The following is an 18,821-nucleotide window of genomic DNA, read 5'->3' as shown; positions in this document are numbered from 1 at the left end:
AGAAGAAAAAGGAAGAAGAGGGATAAAATGCGATTGGAATATCGGCTCAATGATGAAACTAACGGGTATCCGGCTTTATGGAACTACGCAAATATTTCTAATTCTGAAATTGTCGCGCGCATGACTTGTGAATATTTTATAAAAGATGGAAATACATATGTCGTTACTGCAACTTCAGTAGATCCAGACGGGACAGCAGTGTTATATATACAAAAAGAAGTTTTTTTCAACGACCCTTCAGATCCTACATACTCGCACATAGGTTTTGAAATTCGAGAACTAAAGGAAGCAAGCTCAATTATGATAGAAAGTAAAGATGTGTGGAATTACGAGGATATCTTACCCTCTCTCCATTCAGATATTATATATATTCAACGGGATGGAATACATTTGGAATTCACCCTAGATTCAAGAGAAATTGATGAAGACCGCAAGTGCTATATTTATTATGGAAACTTTACAGGTAAATCGAGATAACATGAGCATATTTATTCAACAAAAAAACCTTACGTATAAAACGTAAGGTTTTTTATATAGTCCCACATATGCCGTTATCTATAGATGTCCATAAACCTGCTCTCACAGGTGGATGTTCTCACAAATGTTTGTAACTTCCTTCTTAAAAAGATGGCCTGCTATCTACATTTAAATATTGAACTTCCATATTATACTTATTGGTTTAAGACATACACAAGCTACGTACACCGTAGGAATTTTATATAATGTTAGTTGAAATAAGACCCCCGCAAGTGCCGTTCCTCGTAAATGTCCAAAAACCCGCTACTCGCAGGTGGATGCCCTCACAGTTACCGTACATCTTCCTCCACAAGGAAGGCTTGATGATGGTCACTAAATATTGAGCTTCCGTAAAACTAACATCGGTTTTAGACATAAATAAGTTACGCACACCGCAGGATGTATTATTTACTTGTCGTTATATTATCACATTGTTTCCAATGTGTAAAATATAATATTTTTGAAGCAATCTCTTGCTTGTGACCTTATTTTAATACAAATTATTTTTGCATGCAAGTGATTAATCTTCTTCTTTTGCAATTTGATTTTCTGGATAAGAAATCCAATCACTCCAGCTACCTGTATACAATTTAACATTTTGAAAACCAGCTAACTTTAATGCAACTATGTTCGGACACGCTGTAACACCAGAACCACAATATACGATTGTTTCCTTCTCTTTATCAAGATTTTGGAAACGCCCTTGCTGTTCCTCTTCGTTTTTAAAGTGTCCCGATTCTAAAATTCCATCTTTCCAAAAATAGTTTACTGCCGTCGGAATATGCCCTGCCTTCGGATCAACGAGCTCTTCCGCACCTGCATAACGTTTCGGCTCTCTAGAATCAATTAACGTAATATCTATACCTGCATGAATATTCTCTCTGACCGTCTCCATCGTTACAAGCATATTTTCTTGTATTTCCGGTATAAAAGGTTTTCGTGCAATAACTGGGATATTCGGCGTTGTGTGTAATCCATTCTCTTTCCAAGCTGGAAATCCACCGTCTAATATATACACTTTCTCATGTCCTACATAGTTTAATAACCACCATAAACGAGAAGCCATTGCACCAGCTTGACTATCATACGCAATTACTGTCGTATGTTCATCAATCCCAGCCTGTGAAAGCTTGTCTGCAAACTGCTCTATATTTGGTAATGGATGGCGACCACCATGCTCTATTACAGAACTTGATAAATCTAAATTTAAATCAAAATATAACGCATGGGGAATATGTTCTTCCTCATACTTCTCTTTACCCCAATTTGGATTCGCTAAATCAAAACGACAATCGACTATACGGACATGTTCATCTTCTAAATGCTCACGCAACCACTCGACTGTAACAATCATCCTTAACACCCTTCTTTCTCGTTCACGCGACCTACATACTCCATAACCATATCTGTTGTAACAAGTTTACGCTGCGGCGCAACGCCGCGTTTTGCAAGGTCATTAATTTGCTTTGTTACCATATTAATTGCATCAACTGAGAAATGTTTTCCATTTGATGCAAGTGCGATCGCAGCCTCAATCGCTGCTTCGCGTTGCGCATCTAATTGTAAAAATATTTTTACAATCTCATTTTGTTTACGAGAATGTGCTGTAATTGCTTTATGTACTTCCATCTTCTCTTCCCCCTAATAATTTATACTTATTTGTTTAATTTCATTGCAAGCCGAATCATATCACGACATACAATTCCATTTTCAATAATCTCTTCTTCATAATGCTTTGAAAAGTAATCAAAATCAATAGAAAAAATACGAAATCCACATTTTTGATATAACGCAAGTTGTGAAATGCTAGAATTACCTGTACCAACTTCAAGTTTGTACATATTATATTCTTTAGCTTTTTCTATTGCATGCAACAATAACCCCTTACCAATACCTTTTCCTTGCATATGTTCTACAACCGCAATATTCATAATTTCCATTGTCTTTGGTCTTGTTTCCAAAAGCACATATACACCGATAATGCTTTCTTCTTGTTTAGCTATATACGTAAACCCTCTCTGTACATATGCATCAATTTGGCGTTCACTTGGATCAGCAAGGAGCAATAAAGATTTCGGTATAGCTTCTTTCGAAATACGCTCTATTACAACAGACATAAAAATTCCCCCTTCCCTATTGTTCTAAACCCCCCTTGTCTACCATAGATAATAGAAAGGAGGGATTCACCATGGACAACAATGAGAAAAAATGCAACGTCATCTCTATTGATGGAAAGAAAAAGAAGAGCGACACATATTCCTATCCAAAATTAGTAGTAGAAAACAAAACGTATGAGTTTTCTTCATTCGTCTTATGCGGTGAAACACCAGACGGCAGACGCTTAGTTCTTACCCATATGATTTCTACTGATGAGTTTGCAGGGTTTGTAAAATCTTTAGATACTGTACTGCAAAAGAAAATTGAACGAATCTTTTTTTCATAACGGCTATTTAATATAAATTTCTTTTTCAATTTCTACTAACTGCTTTTGTAGCTCTTCTTTACTTTGTTCATATAGTGATACATCAATTGTTTCAGCTAAAGCGAATAATATACTTTCATAATAATTCTCAACATCTTGCTGCATCACTTTTTGGAATAGGTTCCATTTTGCATCCCACTCTTGCTTATAATGATGAACGAATAAATCTTCTTCATCAGCTACATAGTTTGATACGAAAGGTTCTAACACTCCTTTAGCGTCTTCTTGCATAAAAGCTTTATCATTTTTTTCAAAAAAGCTTTTCTCATTTTTAAAATGTGCCAGTGCCTTTTTAAAATCTTTTATTTCTATTGAAGGAAACGGCTCTTTATGTGTAATAACTTTATATTCATAATCCACTGTTCCACCCATAGAAATCGATTCATTTTCCACTTTGCAATTCACAACAATTTCATCCTTTGCACGCTTCATCGCTTCATCTATCCATTTTTCAAGACGTAATGATGTCGCACGCATTTCTTGTAATAAATCATGTTGAATAAATGAAACTAATTCCATTACACATTGTTGCAACTGCATTTTCACATTCCCGTCTGTTCGTAACGACGCCGGATTAATAAATTCAGTAAACACATCGTTATAGCGTAAAAATAGACGTTGGTGTACATAATAAAGCAATTCTTTCACTTCATTTTGCATTGCTTGCTCTTCAGCAAGTACACTATATGATGAAATAATATGAAGTAGCTGATCACGCTCTGCTTCATATTTTTTTGTTTGCTTCTCTTTCTCATCATTTCCCTGCTTCGCGCCATTTATCATATTTACAAGAAGCTGATTCGCTCCTTGCAATGCACTATATAAAGCGTGCACAGATACAAGCATTAAATCCCTCATCATAAAGGACGTAAATGATTCTTCAAACTTAGCAATCCCAGAGTTTTGTAAAATACCATACTTTTCTTTATCAATACTTTTCCCTTGCTTTTCTTCAAGTGCACATAAACTTGAAATTGCAAATAAACGTGGATTTCTAATACCGTATTGTAAGAGCTGATCCGCAATATAACCTTTTACCATTTCAAGTTCTTCTTCGGATTGTGCTAAATCGGCAGCATTTATTAAGAAGAACATTTTATCAAGTGCAAATGTATCCTTTACACGACCGAGCTGAATTAAAAACTCACGATCTGCGCGAGAGAAAACATGATTATAGTATGTTACGAATAAAATAGCATCTGCGTTTTTAATATACTGGAATGCAACATCCGTATGGCGAGCGTTAATAGAATCCGCCCCTGGTGTATCTACAAGAGCTACTCCTTGCCTTGTTAAAGCACAATCATAATAAAGCTCCATATGCTCAACAAAGCATGATTTTTCTTCATTAGCTACATAATCAGAGAACTCCTCTAACGTAACTTGTACTTGTTCCCCAAAGTGATTAGCAACTGCCTCATATCCTTTTTGTACTGCTCGTAAAAAGCTAAATGTTGTTTTTTGCTTCCCGCTCGGTGAAGGATATTTCATAATTTTATCAATTTGCATTAACGCTTCTTCCAATGTAGCAATTTCATAGTGAAACATTTTATAAACAGCTTTCATATCTTCTAACAGCGCTTGCTCTGACTTAAACTGAACAATTACCGTTCCATGTGGTTTCTCTTCTGTAACTGGCAAAATTTGATTTATTGTTGCTGTCGTTGGGTTTGGCGATACAGGAAGTACCTTTTCACCGAGCAATGCGTTAGCAAATGATGATTTCCCAGCACTAAAAGCTCCAAATAATGCTACTGTAAATTGCTTCGTTTCTACACGCTGTCTTTTTCCAACTACTTCTTGCTGTAAATGTTTCAGTGTAGGCAATGGATCTAATATCGTTTCAGCTTTCTTCACTTTTTCTAATATACGCTGAATATTTAAAGCTTTCGTTCCTTTAATCTCTTCTTCACTAGCCGCTACGTTGTCATTTACAATGTCTTGCTCTTGTAGTGTAAACTTCTCACTAACAACTTGTTTTTTACTTTGTAATATTTCGTCTATTTGCAATCCATCTGGTATAGAAACATGTTCATTCCAAATATCTCCTAAATAGATCTCATATTCCTCATACTTCTTAATGTATTGTAATTTCGTTTCTTTTGCTGTTTGTAACATCGTGTGTTTTTCAATTTCTTCTTCAATACGAGCAATCTCTATCTTCACTTTCTTCTGCAATATACCCGTACTTTTCCCGAAAATTTGCTGAGATTTCATAAAGTATCTTTTCTTTAACTCATTTGCAACGTCAGCAGTATAAAGAAGTAAGTAATCACCGGTAAATCCAGCCCCTTGTTTAATTGTTTCAGCCAACACTTCCGGTCCGAAAGCAATCTCTAACGCATATATGTCTTTCCCTATTTCTTCTGTAAATAACCCTTCTTCTTTTAAGAAGGCTACAATAAATTCTTTCACATGAAAATCAAGTTGCGTTTCAACAGTCTTTTGAAGAGCAGAATAAAAAGCATCTACACGTCTCTGTTTTTCTTGCTCCGTCTTTCCTTTCGCAAATAACAAACCAACTTTAAACTTCGTTAATTTCGTTTCTAAATATTCATTTGCCAATTCTCTCATTTCAAATGGCATTAAATACGCGTTATCTAATATGGCTTGTAAACCTTTTATAAATTCATTTCTCACATCAGATTCTTTACTAGCCGCGCGATTTTTATTTTCAGTTAACTCTTCCTTTTTTTCAACTATCTCTGAAAGTGACAGTGGTGATGCTAATTCTTCTTCATATTTCATGAGATGTTTTTCATTTTCAGAAAGAATAAACGAACAATGTTCTTGCAGTAAATATTCTGTTTCTCGCTCCATTCCCTTTCTTACATACTGCTCTTTTTCTTTCATGATAGAAAAAATTAATGCTTCTAAACTTTGAATTTCATTGTATGGATGATTCATCATTCGCAATGATGTATAAAAAATACCATCTACTTCAATATCCCAGTTAGAAAAAGACTGTTTTACACTATCTCTATACTCTTCAAACGATAACTCATTTGCTTTATGTTTATCTATTTGGTTTACAACGAGATAAATCGTTTTATTACGTTGTTTCAATTCTTTAACAAATTGTAAGTTAACCTCTGATTGAACATGGTTATAATCCATCATATAGAAAATAACATCTGCTAGATGCAGCGTTGATTCTGTCGCTAATTGGTGGGCATCATCCGTAGAATCAATTCCGGGCGTATCAACTAACATAACCCCTTCAGGAATTGGCGCATCATTTCGATAAATATGAACACCAATTACTTCATCACCGTCTTTACATATTTGTTTTAACTCTTCTGCTGAATATGCGCCGTCATATTCATACTGTTCTCCAGACTTAATCGTTACAACAACGCGATTAGATCCTCTTTCAATTTTAACAACGTTAGCACTCGTTGGAATCGGACTTGTCGGTAATAATTGTGCTTTATATAGGTGATTCATCATTGTCGATTTCCCCGCAGAAAAATGACCACAAAAAGCTAGCATAAGCTGCTCTTGTTTATATTTTTGAATCACTTCAAACAACTTCAAACTATTCTCTGCATCACCGTTTTTTTGCCACTCTTCATAAAAACAAACAAGTTTTTTCATACCGTTTGTCTGTACTATGTTTGTCATCCCCTTGTTCCCCTTTATCCAAGATGTATATACTTTATCCCGCTATTTGTGGGCAGTAAAAGCCCGTTTCGTGCGGGATAATAATCAGTAAGGGATAGACCTCCCCGCTGATTAAAGTTTCACTTTATTATCATACTAAATTTTCAGCATATTCACATCAAAAATAAAAAATCCCTTTCATTCTTTTTACAAATGAAAGGGATTTTATGTAATATTATTCATTTTGTTGTTCCTACTCCATTTAATACATACTTTGTAACACCAACATATATAGCAATCGTTCCTGCAACAAGTGCATACACCATATTAACACACCAACCTTTTTTGATAATGATTATCACTTTTGAATACATTTTATCATTAAAGAGAATCATTATCAATAATTTTCTAAAAAAAGAAAGCTCCTTCGGGAAAAGGAGCTTTACTGCCTGTTTTAAAGAAGTTTAAAACTTGCTGTGCACTCTTATTATATCTCATAATGCACATCTTAACAGTTTTAAAAATTGGAAATCTCCCCTATCACCTTCCTCTTACATTTTGTATAATAAAAGGGAATTACTTATCAAGGAGGAAAATAATGACACAAAATCTTTCCCAAGGCGAGAGGATACACTCAATTGATATTATTAGAGGAATAGCTGTACTCGGTATTTTTCTTGTTAACTGGCCAGTTATTGCCGGAGTTGACTCAAGTGAAATTTCAGGAATTTACGAAGGAGTAGACAGCTACATCCGCCTATTTTACGATATGTTTATTCAAACGAAATTTTATACTATTTTTTCGTTTTTATTCGGATTAGGTTTTTATATCTTTATGAATCGTGCTGAGGCGAAAACAGATCGTCCAAAAACTTTGTTTGTTCGCCGTCTTCTCATTTTATTATTGTTTGGTTTCTTGCATTACGTTCTTTTATGGGATGGAGACATCTTACATACTTATGCAATCACTGGGTTTTTCTTATTTCTATTTTACAAGAGAGAGCCCCGTACTATTTTAATATGGTCAATTGTACTATTAAGTTTCATGCAATTGTTCACATTATTAGGTTCTCTTCTAATGGCACTAGTGCCGTTAAATGAATTAGACCTTTCCTCAGCAATTATACCGTTAAAAAACTGGGGCTTACAAATCGAAGGCAGATTCCATTCATTCTATTCGGAAGCAATAGGAAACAGTTTCATTATGCTTCCTGAAACACTAGGGTTGTTTTTACTCGGATTATACGCCGGTAAAAAAGATATTTTCCGTCGTGCAAAAGAATTAGATCCAAAACTAAAAAAATGGCAAATTATTATGTTCATTTTAACATTGCCGATGTGGTTTATTATGATTCACTTCTTTATTAACAACCAACCTTATACACCATTTACCCTTATGGGCATTACGATGATAAGCGGAAAAACATTATTCATCTTCTACATTTTTACACTCATGCGCTTATTACAAAAAGAAAGATGGCAAAAATTATTACGACCATTCCAATATGTCGGACGAATGGCGTTAACAAATTACATCACGCATACAATTGTTACGTTACTTGTATTCGGTCTATTTTTCAAAAATTATTATCCCGCTCCATTATGGGTCGGACCACTATTTTGCATCGGTTTCTACACGTTACAAATTTTCATTAGCCGCTGGTGGCTTTCTCGTTATCAATACGGACCACTTGAATATATATGGCGCCTTGGTACGTACGGTAAGATGATGCCACTTAAAAAGAAAAGCAAGGTCTCCTAATGAGACCTTGCTTTTCTATGCTTCTCTTACTGCACTTTGCATCGAAACTGGCTCTTCTTTTACTTTCACTTTACGCTGCGGCACCATATTAAATACAATATTTAAAAGTACTGCTGATGCACTTCCAAGTACAATTCCGTTATCAGTTAAAATACGAATATTTTCTGGAAGCTGTGAGAATAACGTTGGAACGACTGTAACACCAAGTCCGATTCCGACAGAACATGCAACGATTAATAAATTCTCTTGTTTTCCAAAATCAACACTGCTTAACATTTTAATACCATACGCCATTACCATGCCGAACATTGCTAACATCGCACCGCCAAGTACTGATTTCGGAATAATTGTTGTAATGGCTGCGATTTTAGGAATAAACCCAAGAGCAATTAACATGCCACCACAAGTATAGATAATAACGCGATTTCTTACTCCAGTTAATTGAACAAGGCCTACGTTTTGAGAATATGTTGTGTATGGAAATGCGTTAAAAATACCACCTAGAACCATTGCTAATCCTTCTGCGCGATAACCTTTTGTTAATTCTTTTTCACCAATCTTTTTATTACAAATATCAGATAATGCAAAATATACACCTGTTGCTTCCACAATCCCTACGCAAGCAACGAGAATCATCGTAATAATTGGCGTTAATTCAAATGTTGGTGTACCGAAGTAAAACGGCTGAATACCGTGGAACCAATCTGCCTCTCCAACCGCTTGCAAGCTTACTTTCCCCATAAATGCTGCAACGATTGTACCGAACAAAAGACCAAGTAATATAGAGATTGAACGGATAAATCCGTCAAAAAAACGATACATAATAATGATAAATAATAGAACACCAAATGCTAAAGCTAAATTTTCTAGACTTCCGAAATCTTTGCTTCCAACTCCTCCAGCCATATCATTAATAGCTGCTGGAACAAGTGTAACCCCAATGACTGTAACGACAGATCCTGTTACAACAGGAGGAAACAGTTTTACAAGTTTTCCAAATAATTTCGCGAAAATAACAACAAATAATCCCGCAGCAATAATTGCTCCATATATAGAGGACACGCCGTATTGTTTACCAATTGCAATCATCGGTCCAACCGCTGTGAATGTACAACCAAGTACAACCGGAAGCCCAATACCGAAAAAGCGATTTGATAATGCTTGTAAAATCGTTGCTACGCCGCACATCAATAAGTCGATCGATACTAAATACGTTAATTCTTGTTGATTTAAACCAAGTCCCCCGCCAACAATAAGCGGAACAATAATTGCGCCAGCGTACATGGCAAGCATGTGCTGAATGCCAAGCGATGCAATTTTAAATGGGTGCTGCTTCATCGTTAGTTCACCTCCGCAGTTTCTTGCTGTACAAATGTAACTGTGCCGTTATCAAGTGATGCAATTTCTGCTAGTGATTCAACACGAACACCCTGTTCACGCAGCTTCTTTCCTCCATCTTGAAATGCTTTTTCAATAACAATGCCAATTCCCGCAATACTTGCCCCGGCTTGCTCTACTAAATTCATTAAACCTAAAGCAGCCTGACCATTTGCTAAGAAGTCATCAATAATTAGTACATGATCATTTTCATCAATATGATTTCGAGATAATGAAATCTCGTTCGTTTCTTGTTTTGTAAATGAGTATACTTCCGCAACATACATATTATCTTGTAACGTTAACGATTTACGCTTTCTTGCAAAAACTACTTTTACACCAAGCTCTAAAGCAGCCATAACCGCTGGTGCAATGCCTGAAGATTCAATCGTCACGATTTTTGTAATGTTCTCTTCTTTAAAACGCTTAGCAAATTCTTTTCCGATTTCTTGCATAAGTACTGGATCAATTTGATGATTTAAAAATGCATCTACCTTTAATACATCACCAGATAAAACCTTTCCTTCGTTCAAAATCTTTTCGTGTAATACTTTCATGTTAGTTCCTCCTCTTATGCAAATAAAAAACTCCAAAAGCCGCCACCACTCGTTACAAGTGAGAGACGTGCTTTTGGAGTTTCGCAAAAAAGAATGCTAAACAAGCAAATATATTCGTCCTCACTCATAGTCAAAGTATTTACGGTACTTCGGTAGAAACTTGCAGGCCATATCCCCGCGATTATATGAGTGTAGCTAACTTATTTATTTATAGAAGGATTATAACGCACTTTTTTCACTTTGAAAAGCATTTATCGCAAAAACACGTACAAATTTTATGAAAAACACTATTTTCGTTCGAGTTTTTCAAACTCTTACATTTCATATTACAACGTTGTTAATATGATAGGACCATCCTTCGTAATCGCAATTGTATGCTCATATTGTGCAGATAATTTCCCATCCATCGTCCGTGCAGTCCATCCGTTTAAATCTACTTTAGAATATCGCATACCGGCATTTACAATAGGTTCAATTGTAATTACCATTCCTTCTTGTAATTCTGGTCCTTGTCCTGACTTACCAAAATGAAAAATTGCTGGTTCCTCATGAATTTCTTTGCCAATTCCGTGTCCCGTAAAATCTCTTGCAACAGAAAACCCTTCAGAAGCTACATAACTTTCAATTGCGTATCCAATATCTCCAACATGGTTACCACTTATCGCTTGCTCAATCCCTTTATATAAAGCACTCTCTGCTACTAACAATAACCTTTTTGCTTCATCAGAAATATCTCCAACTATATACGTCCATGCAGAATCCGAGAGCGCACCATTTAAGTTTACTACCATGTCAATTGTCACAATATCTCCTTCACTTAAAGGAACATCTGTTGGAAACCCATGACACATTTCATTATTCACAGATGCACATATTGCGTATGGATAATCGTTATACCCTTTCTGTTCGGACCTGGCACCATGCTCTTCTAAATATGCTTCAACAAACGTATCAATTTCTTGTGTAGTGATACCTGGTTTCATCATTTTTGCAATTTCTCTATGACAAGAAGCTAGTAACTTCCCCGATTCATGCATCAAATCTATTTCATTTTTTGTTTTAATTGTAATCATACTACCTCTACCTCTCCTTACTAAACTTGCTATTTGCTACTAAACTTCAATCATACACATCCTCTTCCAAAATTTCAAAACTTCTAATTACAACAAGTACAAAAACAAACATCATTTATTTCTGCATCAAAATAAAAAAACAGAAGCCCCCTTCTGTTTCTTAATCATTTTTACATATATAGTTCATTTTCAAAAACTCAAAACAACTGCCATTCGTTTTTTGAATAAACGTCCCAACTGCTTCGAACCCTGCTTTTTTATATACTTTGATTGCCCTTTCATTAAATGCCGCTACTGATAATGTTATATAGTCACATTTATATTTTTCTTTACTAAAATCTAATCCAGCTTTTACGAACTGTAAACCTAATCCATTTCCTGTTATATCAGGTCTCATTCCAAGTCCTATATCAATCGTTTGATTATTTATTTTACCAAAACTAAAGAAGCCAATTATACTATCGTTTTCTTTCACGACAAATGTAGTATTTCCTCTCATATGAGCATTTAAAAACTCCACTAAATCTTCTTGATCTGCCTCTATATCATAAAAAGAATACTCCCCTTCATAATGCCAGTTATATGCAATTTCTTCCGCTTCCGTTTGCGACATTACTGTAAACATATAGCCCATTTCTCTCACTCCCTCATAAAAAAGAGCTGCAATTAAGCAGCTCCTGTTTTATAACTCATAAATCTCTTTATATTTAGCTTCTAAATAATCAGCTAAGTAGTTTGCATTTAAACCTTCACCTGTCACATCTTTTAAAATTTCAAGTGGTTTTTTCGTTTTGCCGTATTGGTGAATATTCTCTGTTAACCATTCACGAATTGGCGTCACGTTTCCTTCTTCTAATAATGCATCAAAGTTTGGAATATCCTTTAGCATCCTTTGTTTAAATTGCGCTGCATACATATAACCAAGCGCATAAGATGGGAAATATCCAAACGAACCGCCAGCCCAGTGAACGTCTTGTAATACACCTTGTGCGTCATTCTCTGGACGAATACCTAAATAAGTTTCCATCTTATCATTCCATGCCGCTGGCAAGTCTTTTACTTGCAGTGTGCCATCAAATAATTCTTTCTCCAGCTCATAGCGAACCATAACATGAAGCGGATATGTAAGTTCATCTGCTTCTATACGGATAAAGGATGGTTTTGACTCATTAATCGCATCATAAAACTCGTCTACTGATACGCCGTCAAATTGACCGTCACTATATCGCTTTAACAAATCATAGTTTTTCTTCCAGAACGACTTATTACGGCCAATGAAGTTTTCAAAGAATAACGATTGTGACTCGTGAATTCCCATTGATGTTCCACTGCAAAGCGGTGTTCCTTCTAGTTCCTCTGCAACATTTTGCTCATATACAGCATGACCACATTCATGAATCGTGCCGAAAACAGCCATACGGAAGTCTTTCTCATCGTAACGAGTCGTAATACGAACATCCCCTCTATTTAATGTAATTTCAAAAGGATGTACCGTTTCATCAAGACGACCCGCTTCAAAGTTATAGTTCAATTGTTTTAATAACTCTAAAGTAAAATTCTTTTGTTTTTCTTTTGAAAAATGTTCAGCTAAAGCATTTGTTTTTAATTCTTTTTTAGACTCAGAAATTTCTTTCACAAGCGGAACGATACGTTCACGCAGTTGACCAAATACATGATCTAACACTTCTACTGTGATTCCCGGCTCATACATGTCTAATAGCGTGTTATATTTGTACGTTTCGTAACCCCAATATGTAATAAACTTCTTTTTGAATTCAACAATTTTTTCTAAATACGGACGGAACATTTCGAAGTCAGATTTTTCGCGAGCTTCTTCCCATACACTTTCCGCTTTCGCTTCTAATTTCACATACGCTTCATATTCCGCTTGTGGAATTTTCTTATTTCTATCATATTCTTTCCGACACTCTTCAACCATTTTCTTTGTCGTTTCAGAAAGTTTATTTTCAACAATTAAAGATTCTAGTTCAGTTAAATAGTTCCCCATCTCATCTGAAGTCGACATCGCAAACACTTCGGATGAAAGCATTCCAATTACTTCTGAACGCTGGTCTACTCCTTGCTTTGGTGCACCTGTTCTTAAATCCCAAAACATTAAGCTTAATGCTTCTCCGTAATTCTCTATCTTCTTCACATATGTTAAAAATTGTTTTTCTACTTCATATGTAGCAACTGTCATAGTATAAAAAACCTCCTTTTTCTACCTCAACCTTATTTCGACATTAAAACATAAATTCCTTTTCTAATAGAAAAAAAGCTTGGCAAGTGCCAAACTTTTCCCTACAACATTTTTTCGCTTAAAGTACTTTTCCTTCTACCGGAAGCACTTTCTTCACTGCTTCTATCACTTTTTCATCTTCATTATCTGATAAAAATAATGATATAGCACCTTTATCTTCACTTGTACGAATTAAACGTCCAATTCCTTGACGAAGACGTAAAATCATATAAGGCACATCTACATCCCAGAACGGATCATTTACATGTTTACGTTTCGCTTCAAACACAGGATCGTTTGGAGGGAATGGTAATGACCAAATAATAACGTGTGATAATGATGAACCTGGAATGTCTAAACCTTCCCATAAATGCACAGCACAAAGTACAGTCTCTTCTTCATTTTGGAAACGAGAAACGAGCTGACTAATTTCCTGATCCCCTTCATATAAGAACGGAACCGACATTTGCTCTTTACTTACATACTCTTTGAACGCTGCAAGTTCTTGCATTGTACGGAATAATACAAGCGTACGTCCATTTGTTTTCTGGATATTTTCAAGTGTATATTGACACTTTCTTTCCCATTCATTTTCTTTCGTATGCGATAGTAAGTTTACTGCCATTTGCTCTTCATAATCAAACGGTGAGGCAACTGAGAATGATAAATAATCTTTTACCCCTAGACTATTTGCTGTAAATGCGAACGAATCGTTATCCGATAATGTTGCAGATGAGAAAATGTACGGAATTTTCTTCGAGAATACTTTTTCTTGTAACACTTCTTCAACTGCACGTGGCATAATAACTAACGTGAAAGCACCATCACTTTCTTCACCCCACGTAATTACATTTTTCTCGTGCATGAAAAGACGAAGTGAATGCTCTAACACATCTAAATGCTCATCAACAATATTTAAATCGTATGTGTTTACTGTATGCATTTCACTTTCAAATACTAATGCGTCACCAACTTCACCGATTTTTGCGTAAAGTCTTTTCGCTTCTGCAGTTACCTTTTCTGTCACAGTAATTTCTAAACGATCAGAACCTTCAATTTCCTTTTTATTCTCTTGTAGTACCCCAAAGAATTGTTCAGTTTGCCAAATTGTTTCTTCTACTAAATGTGCGAACTCTTCACGAATATCGTTTTGTAATAATCTCGTTAAAAGTTGCTCCATCATCGTTTGTTTTAAACGGTACGTTAAAGCTTTTTGAGCTGCATACTCTACAAGATGTCCTTCATCGAATACAACGCAGCTACTTTCTGGTAATAACGGAATTTGCCCTTCACGTTTACGTGCATCATATGTCCAAATATGATCCATATAGAAGTCTTGAGAACAAATAATTAAATCTGCAGCTTTACGATAATGTTCACGAGAAAGTGTTTGACCACAACGATGACGAGAATCACAAGTGAAGCAATCTTGGAAGTAATCCCAGTTTACCTTTGACCATTCCTCGTCATTTAACAGTGGAAATTCTTTTCGATCACCATAGTGAGTAAAGTTCTGCATCGTACCATGATCGAATACGAACTGAGGTAATTCGTAATATACATCTTCAATTACTTCTGGAGCTCGTCCACTCATAACATCTTCAAGTTTACGCAAACATAAATAATTATCCATTGATTTCGCAAGTCTAACATCAACAGATAGCCCTAATGCTTCAGATAACTTAGCAATGTCTCCTTCTTCTTTCACAAGCTGCTCAATTAACGTTTCATCTGCACAAGCGATAATAGCTGGCTTCCCTGTATAACGTGCATAACAAATTGCATATAGAAGATATACAATTGTTTTCCCTGTTCCTACACCTGCTTCTGCAAACATAACTTTCTTCTCTTGGAAAGCGCGCTCTAACTGAAACGCCATAAAAATCTGTTCATCACGCTCTTCAAAGCCTTTTTCCGGAAGAATGTCGTAAAACACATCTCCAATCCACTCATTCAACTTATCATAAAAATTATCTTGTTTTCCTACTTCAAATGGTAACCTATTCTCAGTAAACATCCTTAGCCTCCAACCAAACAGTTTTTCTATAAAAAGATATAGCAACTGCTACTCACATGTGTGCAGCCACTTTCCCCTGTTGCAATACATAGAAATACACGAAAAAAAATTTCCCTTTCGAAAAAGGAAAATTTTTTTCTATATTAATGACTTTAAATACCGTTTATCAATCGCTGTTTCATGTGAAAGAGCTGACAAATATTCTTCCTGCGCTTTTTGTATTTCATCTACAATCGCACCTTGACTATCCACTTCTTTTCCGAGCTCATCATACGTACGGTGAATAGCTTTTTGAATCATTGATAATTGGAAACTATCCATATCACTTCCTCCTTTACGCATTACATAATAGCCAGTATATGCGCGCTGGAGGAGTTTTATACTATGAATTACGCGGTGGACGTTTTCCGAAGTATTGATAGTAATCTGTACGGATAAATCCGTTAAACAGTTTACGCTTTTTCGATGCATCTTTTCCGTAACACTTCTCAAATGCTTCATAACTTGTTAATAAATACATTGACCACGTATCTAATGGGCGGAATACCTCTCCCGTTTCTTTATATAATTTTTCAACAAGCGCTCTTTCACTTAAACGTTCTCCGTATGGAGGATTCGTTACAACATAGCCATATTCCTCTTTTGTCGTGAAATCTTTTACTTGCATTTGTTTAAATGATATAAGATCCCCTAATCCAACTTCATCTGCGTTATCTTGGGCAACTCTTATCATACGGTGATCGATATCTGATCCAATGATTTGCAATGGTTGATTATAATTTGCTAAATCTTCAGCTTCTTGACGAGCTTCACGCCAATTTTGTTTACCAACCCAGCCCCATTCATCCGATGCAAAGCCTCGGTTAAATCCTGGTGCGATATTTTGTCCAATTAATGCAGCTTCAATTGGAATTGTACCAGATCCACAGAAAGGATCAACGAAAGGACGATCCGGCTTCCAGTTTGTTAACTTAATTAAAGACGCAGCTAATGTTTCTTTTAAAGGCGCTTCACCTTGCTCAAGACGGTATCCACGTTTATGAAGACCTACACCACTCGCATCGATTGTTAACGTTGCAATATCTTTCAACATTGCAATTTCAATACGGAATAACGGACCATCTTCTTCAAACCAAGTTGTGCGTCTGTACGTTGTTTTTAATTTCTCAACAACAGCCTTTTTAACAATACGTTGGCAGTCTGAAACGCTAAATAATGTTGATTTCAAAGATTTCCCAATAACAGGGAATTCACCGTTCTCTGGAATATAATCTCCCCAGTTTAACGCTTTTGTTTTTTCAAATAACTCATCGAATGTTGTTGCTTTAAATTCGCCGACTTTAATTTTCACACGGTCTGCAGTACGTAACCATAAATTCGTACGACAAATCGCTTTTTCATCCGCTTCAAACGTTACCTTTCCGTTTTCCACTTCACATTCATAACCAAGATCGCGAACTTCTCGGGCAACTAACGCTTCAATACCCATTGCCGCTGTTGCAATTAAAGTAACTTTTCCCATTTTCATTCACCTCTTATGTATAATCAAACAATAATTAATAACATGTTGTCCTATTAATTATCACATATTACGAAGAATATTCTCACTTACCATTTTAACTCACAACTTATAACTTCATACAAATAAAAAGCCCTCCTCTAACAAAGGAGAGCTGAGTTATTTCATAGTTGGTTCATAACGTTCTGTAAGCCATGTTCTGTTCCTTTGTACTGCAAACGGCCCACGCCTCGTACTCCGGTGGTAATCATCTATCTACAGGTTACGAAAACCTGTCCTTTTCCGTCGTTCATTTCCTTGGAAAAGATTCCCCTACCATTATTTGGGTTTCTCGCTCGTGGGGTTTACCTCGTTCCACTCCTATCATTTCTTCAAGGACTTCGTCACTGTGGCACTTTAAAGGTAGTCAAACCATATCCGAAAGGACTTAGGTTTTTTCCCTGCCGTTAAACCAGCCTCACAGCCAGAATACCCTAGCTTATGACTTGGCTAGGCACGAACACTACAACCATCTCAGGCTGTGCGAGCATGGACTTTCCTCTACAACGTTGGCGTTGCAGCGATTACCCAAACGTTATGACAAACATTAGTATAGTGGAAACAAAAAGATTTTGCAATGTTTTTTTCTATGTACAATACTTTAACCTTTTTGTTACCTTAATTTATTCGTATAACTTACTTCCAAATACAGCTTTTTCTAAATTAGATAGACGTTTTAAAATATCCGTATTCGTATTGTTATATACTGGTTGTGCAACTGGTGTTTGTAACGGTTGTTGCGGAACTTGTGTTGCCGCTACTTTCTGCTCTTCTAATTCACGTTTCAAACGAGCATTTTGTTGTTTTAATTGATCAAATTCCTTATGAAACGCTTCATAATCTTTAATAATCGTATCAAGAAACTTGTCTACTTCTTCTTGTTGATAACCTCTCATACCTGTTTTAAACTCTTTTTCTAAAATATCTTTCGCTGTTAATTTAATTTTATCCGAAATCATTTTCTTCACCTCAAATTTTTGCCAAAGCTTTCATTAACTAAATTTTTTCAGAAACAATGCCTTTTGTCAATCAAATATACGAGTACTATATTACATATTACTCTGCATTATTCCACTGTTCCTCTTCCATTATATCTTGTAAATCAGAAAAAAGAATGAAATAACTGTGATAATTTTCTATTTCTCCTTTTTTCTTAGCTGCTTCTACAATATATTTAGGGCTCCCAGACTTTTCTTCATCATATACAGCTAAAAGTGCATCGCTTTTTTCAATAAAAAATTGATTCTTTAATTTAAATTGCTCTGGGCTTTCGTACTTCCGTTTCGTAATACTATCAATGTGATCTGCTTGCGAAAGAATAAATTCGTAATATTCACGGTTATCTTCCTTCCAATTTTCTTCTTGTTCTAAAAAAGGAGTAAATACCGCTAATTTTAAATCTGGATATTCTACTTGAATTTCAAAAACAACTTCAGCGGCCCATAGCTCTACTCCTAACTGACCGCTTATAATAACCCATTCCAAACCATCTTCTACAAAAGCAGTTAATTTACGACGCAGCGCCTTTTTTATACATTCTACTCCTGGATGATCATTTTTAAATATTCCAAGCTCAAACGGCTTATATCCTGTTACAGCAACGACTTTCATATAAACACTCCAATTACAAAAAAAGA

General features: G+C 35.7%; 18 protein-coding genes, 3 other RNA genes and 1 riboswitch. Of the genes, 3 read left to right on the top strand and 18 right to left on the bottom strand.

The features are described 5' to 3' along the window. Positions 1-27 precede the first annotated feature (27 nt). The gene (locus tag V7038_RS09435) at positions 28-477 is read left to right on the top strand and encodes a hypothetical protein (protein ID WP_002158539.1); all 450 of its coding nucleotides are present in this window, start codon (positions 28-30) and stop codon (positions 475-477) included. 55 nt (positions 478-532) lie between these two features. Here V7038_RS09435 and ssrS (V7038_RS09430) read toward each other — a convergent pair. The 5 genes from ssrS (V7038_RS09430) to V7038_RS09410 form a co-directional block, all read right to left on the bottom strand. Beyond that, positions 533-716: non-coding RNA, 6S RNA (gene ssrS / locus V7038_RS09430), on the bottom strand. A gap of 21 nt (positions 717-737) precedes the next feature. Next, positions 738-920, bottom strand: a non-coding RNA gene (gene ssrS, locus V7038_RS09425) — 6S RNA. A 116-nt stretch (positions 921-1,036) separates the two neighbouring features. Continuing rightward, on the bottom strand, positions 1,037-1,870 hold the full coding sequence (locus V7038_RS09420) for a sulfurtransferase (protein WP_002201106.1): 834 nt from the start codon (positions 1,868-1,870) through the stop codon (positions 1,037-1,039). Between the two features lie 2 nt (positions 1,871-1,872). Further along, positions 1,873-2,145, bottom strand: coding sequence for a DUF2533 family protein (locus V7038_RS09415; RefSeq protein ID WP_335469944.1), 273 nt, complete (start codon positions 2,143-2,145; stop codon positions 1,873-1,875). Positions 2,146-2,171: 26 nt separating this feature from the next. Beyond that, positions 2,172-2,633, bottom strand: a complete 462-nt coding sequence (locus V7038_RS09410; RefSeq protein ID WP_002158541.1) for a GNAT family N-acetyltransferase — start codon at positions 2,631-2,633, stop codon at positions 2,172-2,174. A 71-nt stretch (positions 2,634-2,704) separates the two neighbouring features. On the opposite strand from V7038_RS09410, the gene V7038_RS09405 reads away from it, so the two are divergent. After that, the gene (locus V7038_RS09405; protein WP_000369740.1) at positions 2,705-2,959 is read left to right on the top strand and encodes a DUF3931 domain-containing protein; all 255 of its coding nucleotides are present in this window, start codon (positions 2,705-2,707) and stop codon (positions 2,957-2,959) included. Positions 2,960-2,962: 3 nt separating this feature from the next. On the opposite strand, the gene V7038_RS09400 is transcribed toward V7038_RS09405, so the two are convergent. Beyond that, positions 2,963-6,622 (bottom strand): dynamin family protein, encoded by a 3,660-nt coding sequence (locus tag V7038_RS09400; protein ID WP_335469942.1) that lies wholly within the window; start codon positions 6,620-6,622, stop codon positions 2,963-2,965. 218 nt (positions 6,623-6,840) lie between these two features. Beyond that, positions 6,841-6,996 (bottom strand): hypothetical protein, encoded by a 156-nt coding sequence (locus V7038_RS09395; protein WP_002011935.1) that lies wholly within the window; start codon positions 6,994-6,996, stop codon positions 6,841-6,843. A gap of 203 nt (positions 6,997-7,199) precedes the next feature. On the opposite strand from V7038_RS09395, the gene V7038_RS09390 reads away from it, so the two are divergent. Beyond that, complete coding sequence (locus V7038_RS09390) at positions 7,200-8,363, top strand: DUF418 domain-containing protein (RefSeq protein ID WP_199660049.1); 1,164 nt, start codon at positions 7,200-7,202, stop codon at positions 8,361-8,363. 15 nt (positions 8,364-8,378) lie between these two features. Here the strand turns inward: V7038_RS09390 and pbuX are convergent, their stop codons facing one another. The 11 genes from pbuX to V7038_RS09335 all read right to left on the bottom strand — a co-directional run bounded on the left by pbuX (position 8,379) and on the right by V7038_RS09335 (position 18,795). Then, on the bottom strand, positions 8,379-9,701 hold the full coding sequence (pbuX, locus tag V7038_RS09385; protein WP_002158545.1) for a xanthine permease PbuX: 1,323 nt from the start codon (positions 9,699-9,701) through the stop codon (positions 8,379-8,381). 2 nt (positions 9,702-9,703) lie between these two features. Then, positions 9,704-10,297, bottom strand: a complete 594-nt coding sequence (locus tag V7038_RS09380) for a xanthine phosphoribosyltransferase (protein WP_002158546.1) — start codon at positions 10,295-10,297, stop codon at positions 9,704-9,706. Between the two features lie 107 nt (positions 10,298-10,404). Further along, positions 10,405-10,506, bottom strand: a riboswitch (purine riboswitch). Positions 10,507-10,623: 117 nt separating this feature from the next. Beyond that, a complete protein-coding gene (locus V7038_RS09375) occupies positions 10,624-11,370 on the bottom strand; it encodes a type I methionyl aminopeptidase (RefSeq protein WP_002201110.1) in 747 nt (248 codons plus the stop codon). 160 nt (positions 11,371-11,530) lie between these two features. Beyond that, positions 11,531-12,004 (bottom strand): GNAT family N-acetyltransferase, encoded by a 474-nt coding sequence (locus V7038_RS09370; protein ID WP_002201111.1) that lies wholly within the window; start codon positions 12,002-12,004, stop codon positions 11,531-11,533. 48 nt (positions 12,005-12,052) lie between these two features. After that, positions 12,053-13,570, bottom strand: coding sequence for a carboxypeptidase (ypwA, locus tag V7038_RS09365; RefSeq protein WP_002202592.1), 1,518 nt, complete (start codon positions 13,568-13,570; stop codon positions 12,053-12,055). Between the two features lie 118 nt (positions 13,571-13,688). Further along, on the bottom strand, positions 13,689-15,626 hold the full coding sequence (locus tag V7038_RS09360) for an ATP-dependent DNA helicase (protein ID WP_002158552.1): 1,938 nt from the start codon (positions 15,624-15,626) through the stop codon (positions 13,689-13,691). Positions 15,627-15,764: 138 nt separating this feature from the next. Further along, complete coding sequence (locus tag V7038_RS09355) at positions 15,765-15,947, bottom strand: DUF3921 domain-containing protein (protein ID WP_000376895.1); 183 nt, start codon at positions 15,945-15,947, stop codon at positions 15,765-15,767. 61 nt (positions 15,948-16,008) lie between these two features. After that, positions 16,009-17,148: a THUMP domain-containing class I SAM-dependent RNA methyltransferase gene (locus V7038_RS09350; protein WP_002149278.1), complete on the bottom strand. Its 1,140-nt coding sequence runs from the start codon at positions 17,146-17,148 to the stop codon at positions 16,009-16,011. Positions 17,149-17,328: 180 nt separating this feature from the next. After that, positions 17,329-17,720: RNase P RNA component class B (gene rnpB, locus V7038_RS09345), an RNA gene on the bottom strand. Between the two features lie 87 nt (positions 17,721-17,807). Further along, complete coding sequence (gpsB, locus tag V7038_RS09340) at positions 17,808-18,143, bottom strand: cell division regulator GpsB (protein ID WP_002201113.1); 336 nt, start codon at positions 18,141-18,143, stop codon at positions 17,808-17,810. A gap of 97 nt (positions 18,144-18,240) precedes the next feature. Then, positions 18,241-18,795: a DUF1273 domain-containing protein gene (locus V7038_RS09335; protein ID WP_002158553.1), complete on the bottom strand. Its 555-nt coding sequence runs from the start codon at positions 18,793-18,795 to the stop codon at positions 18,241-18,243. Between the last annotated feature and the right edge of the window lie 26 nt (positions 18,796-18,821).

The organism is Bacillus sp. JJ783 (assembly GCF_036963225.1).
Lineage (GTDB): Bacteria > Bacillota > Bacilli > Bacillales > Bacillaceae_G > Bacillus_A > Bacillus_A cereus_U.
The sequence above is the reverse complement of the archived record's forward strand: the minus strand, read 5'-3'. Positions and strand labels throughout refer to the sequence as shown.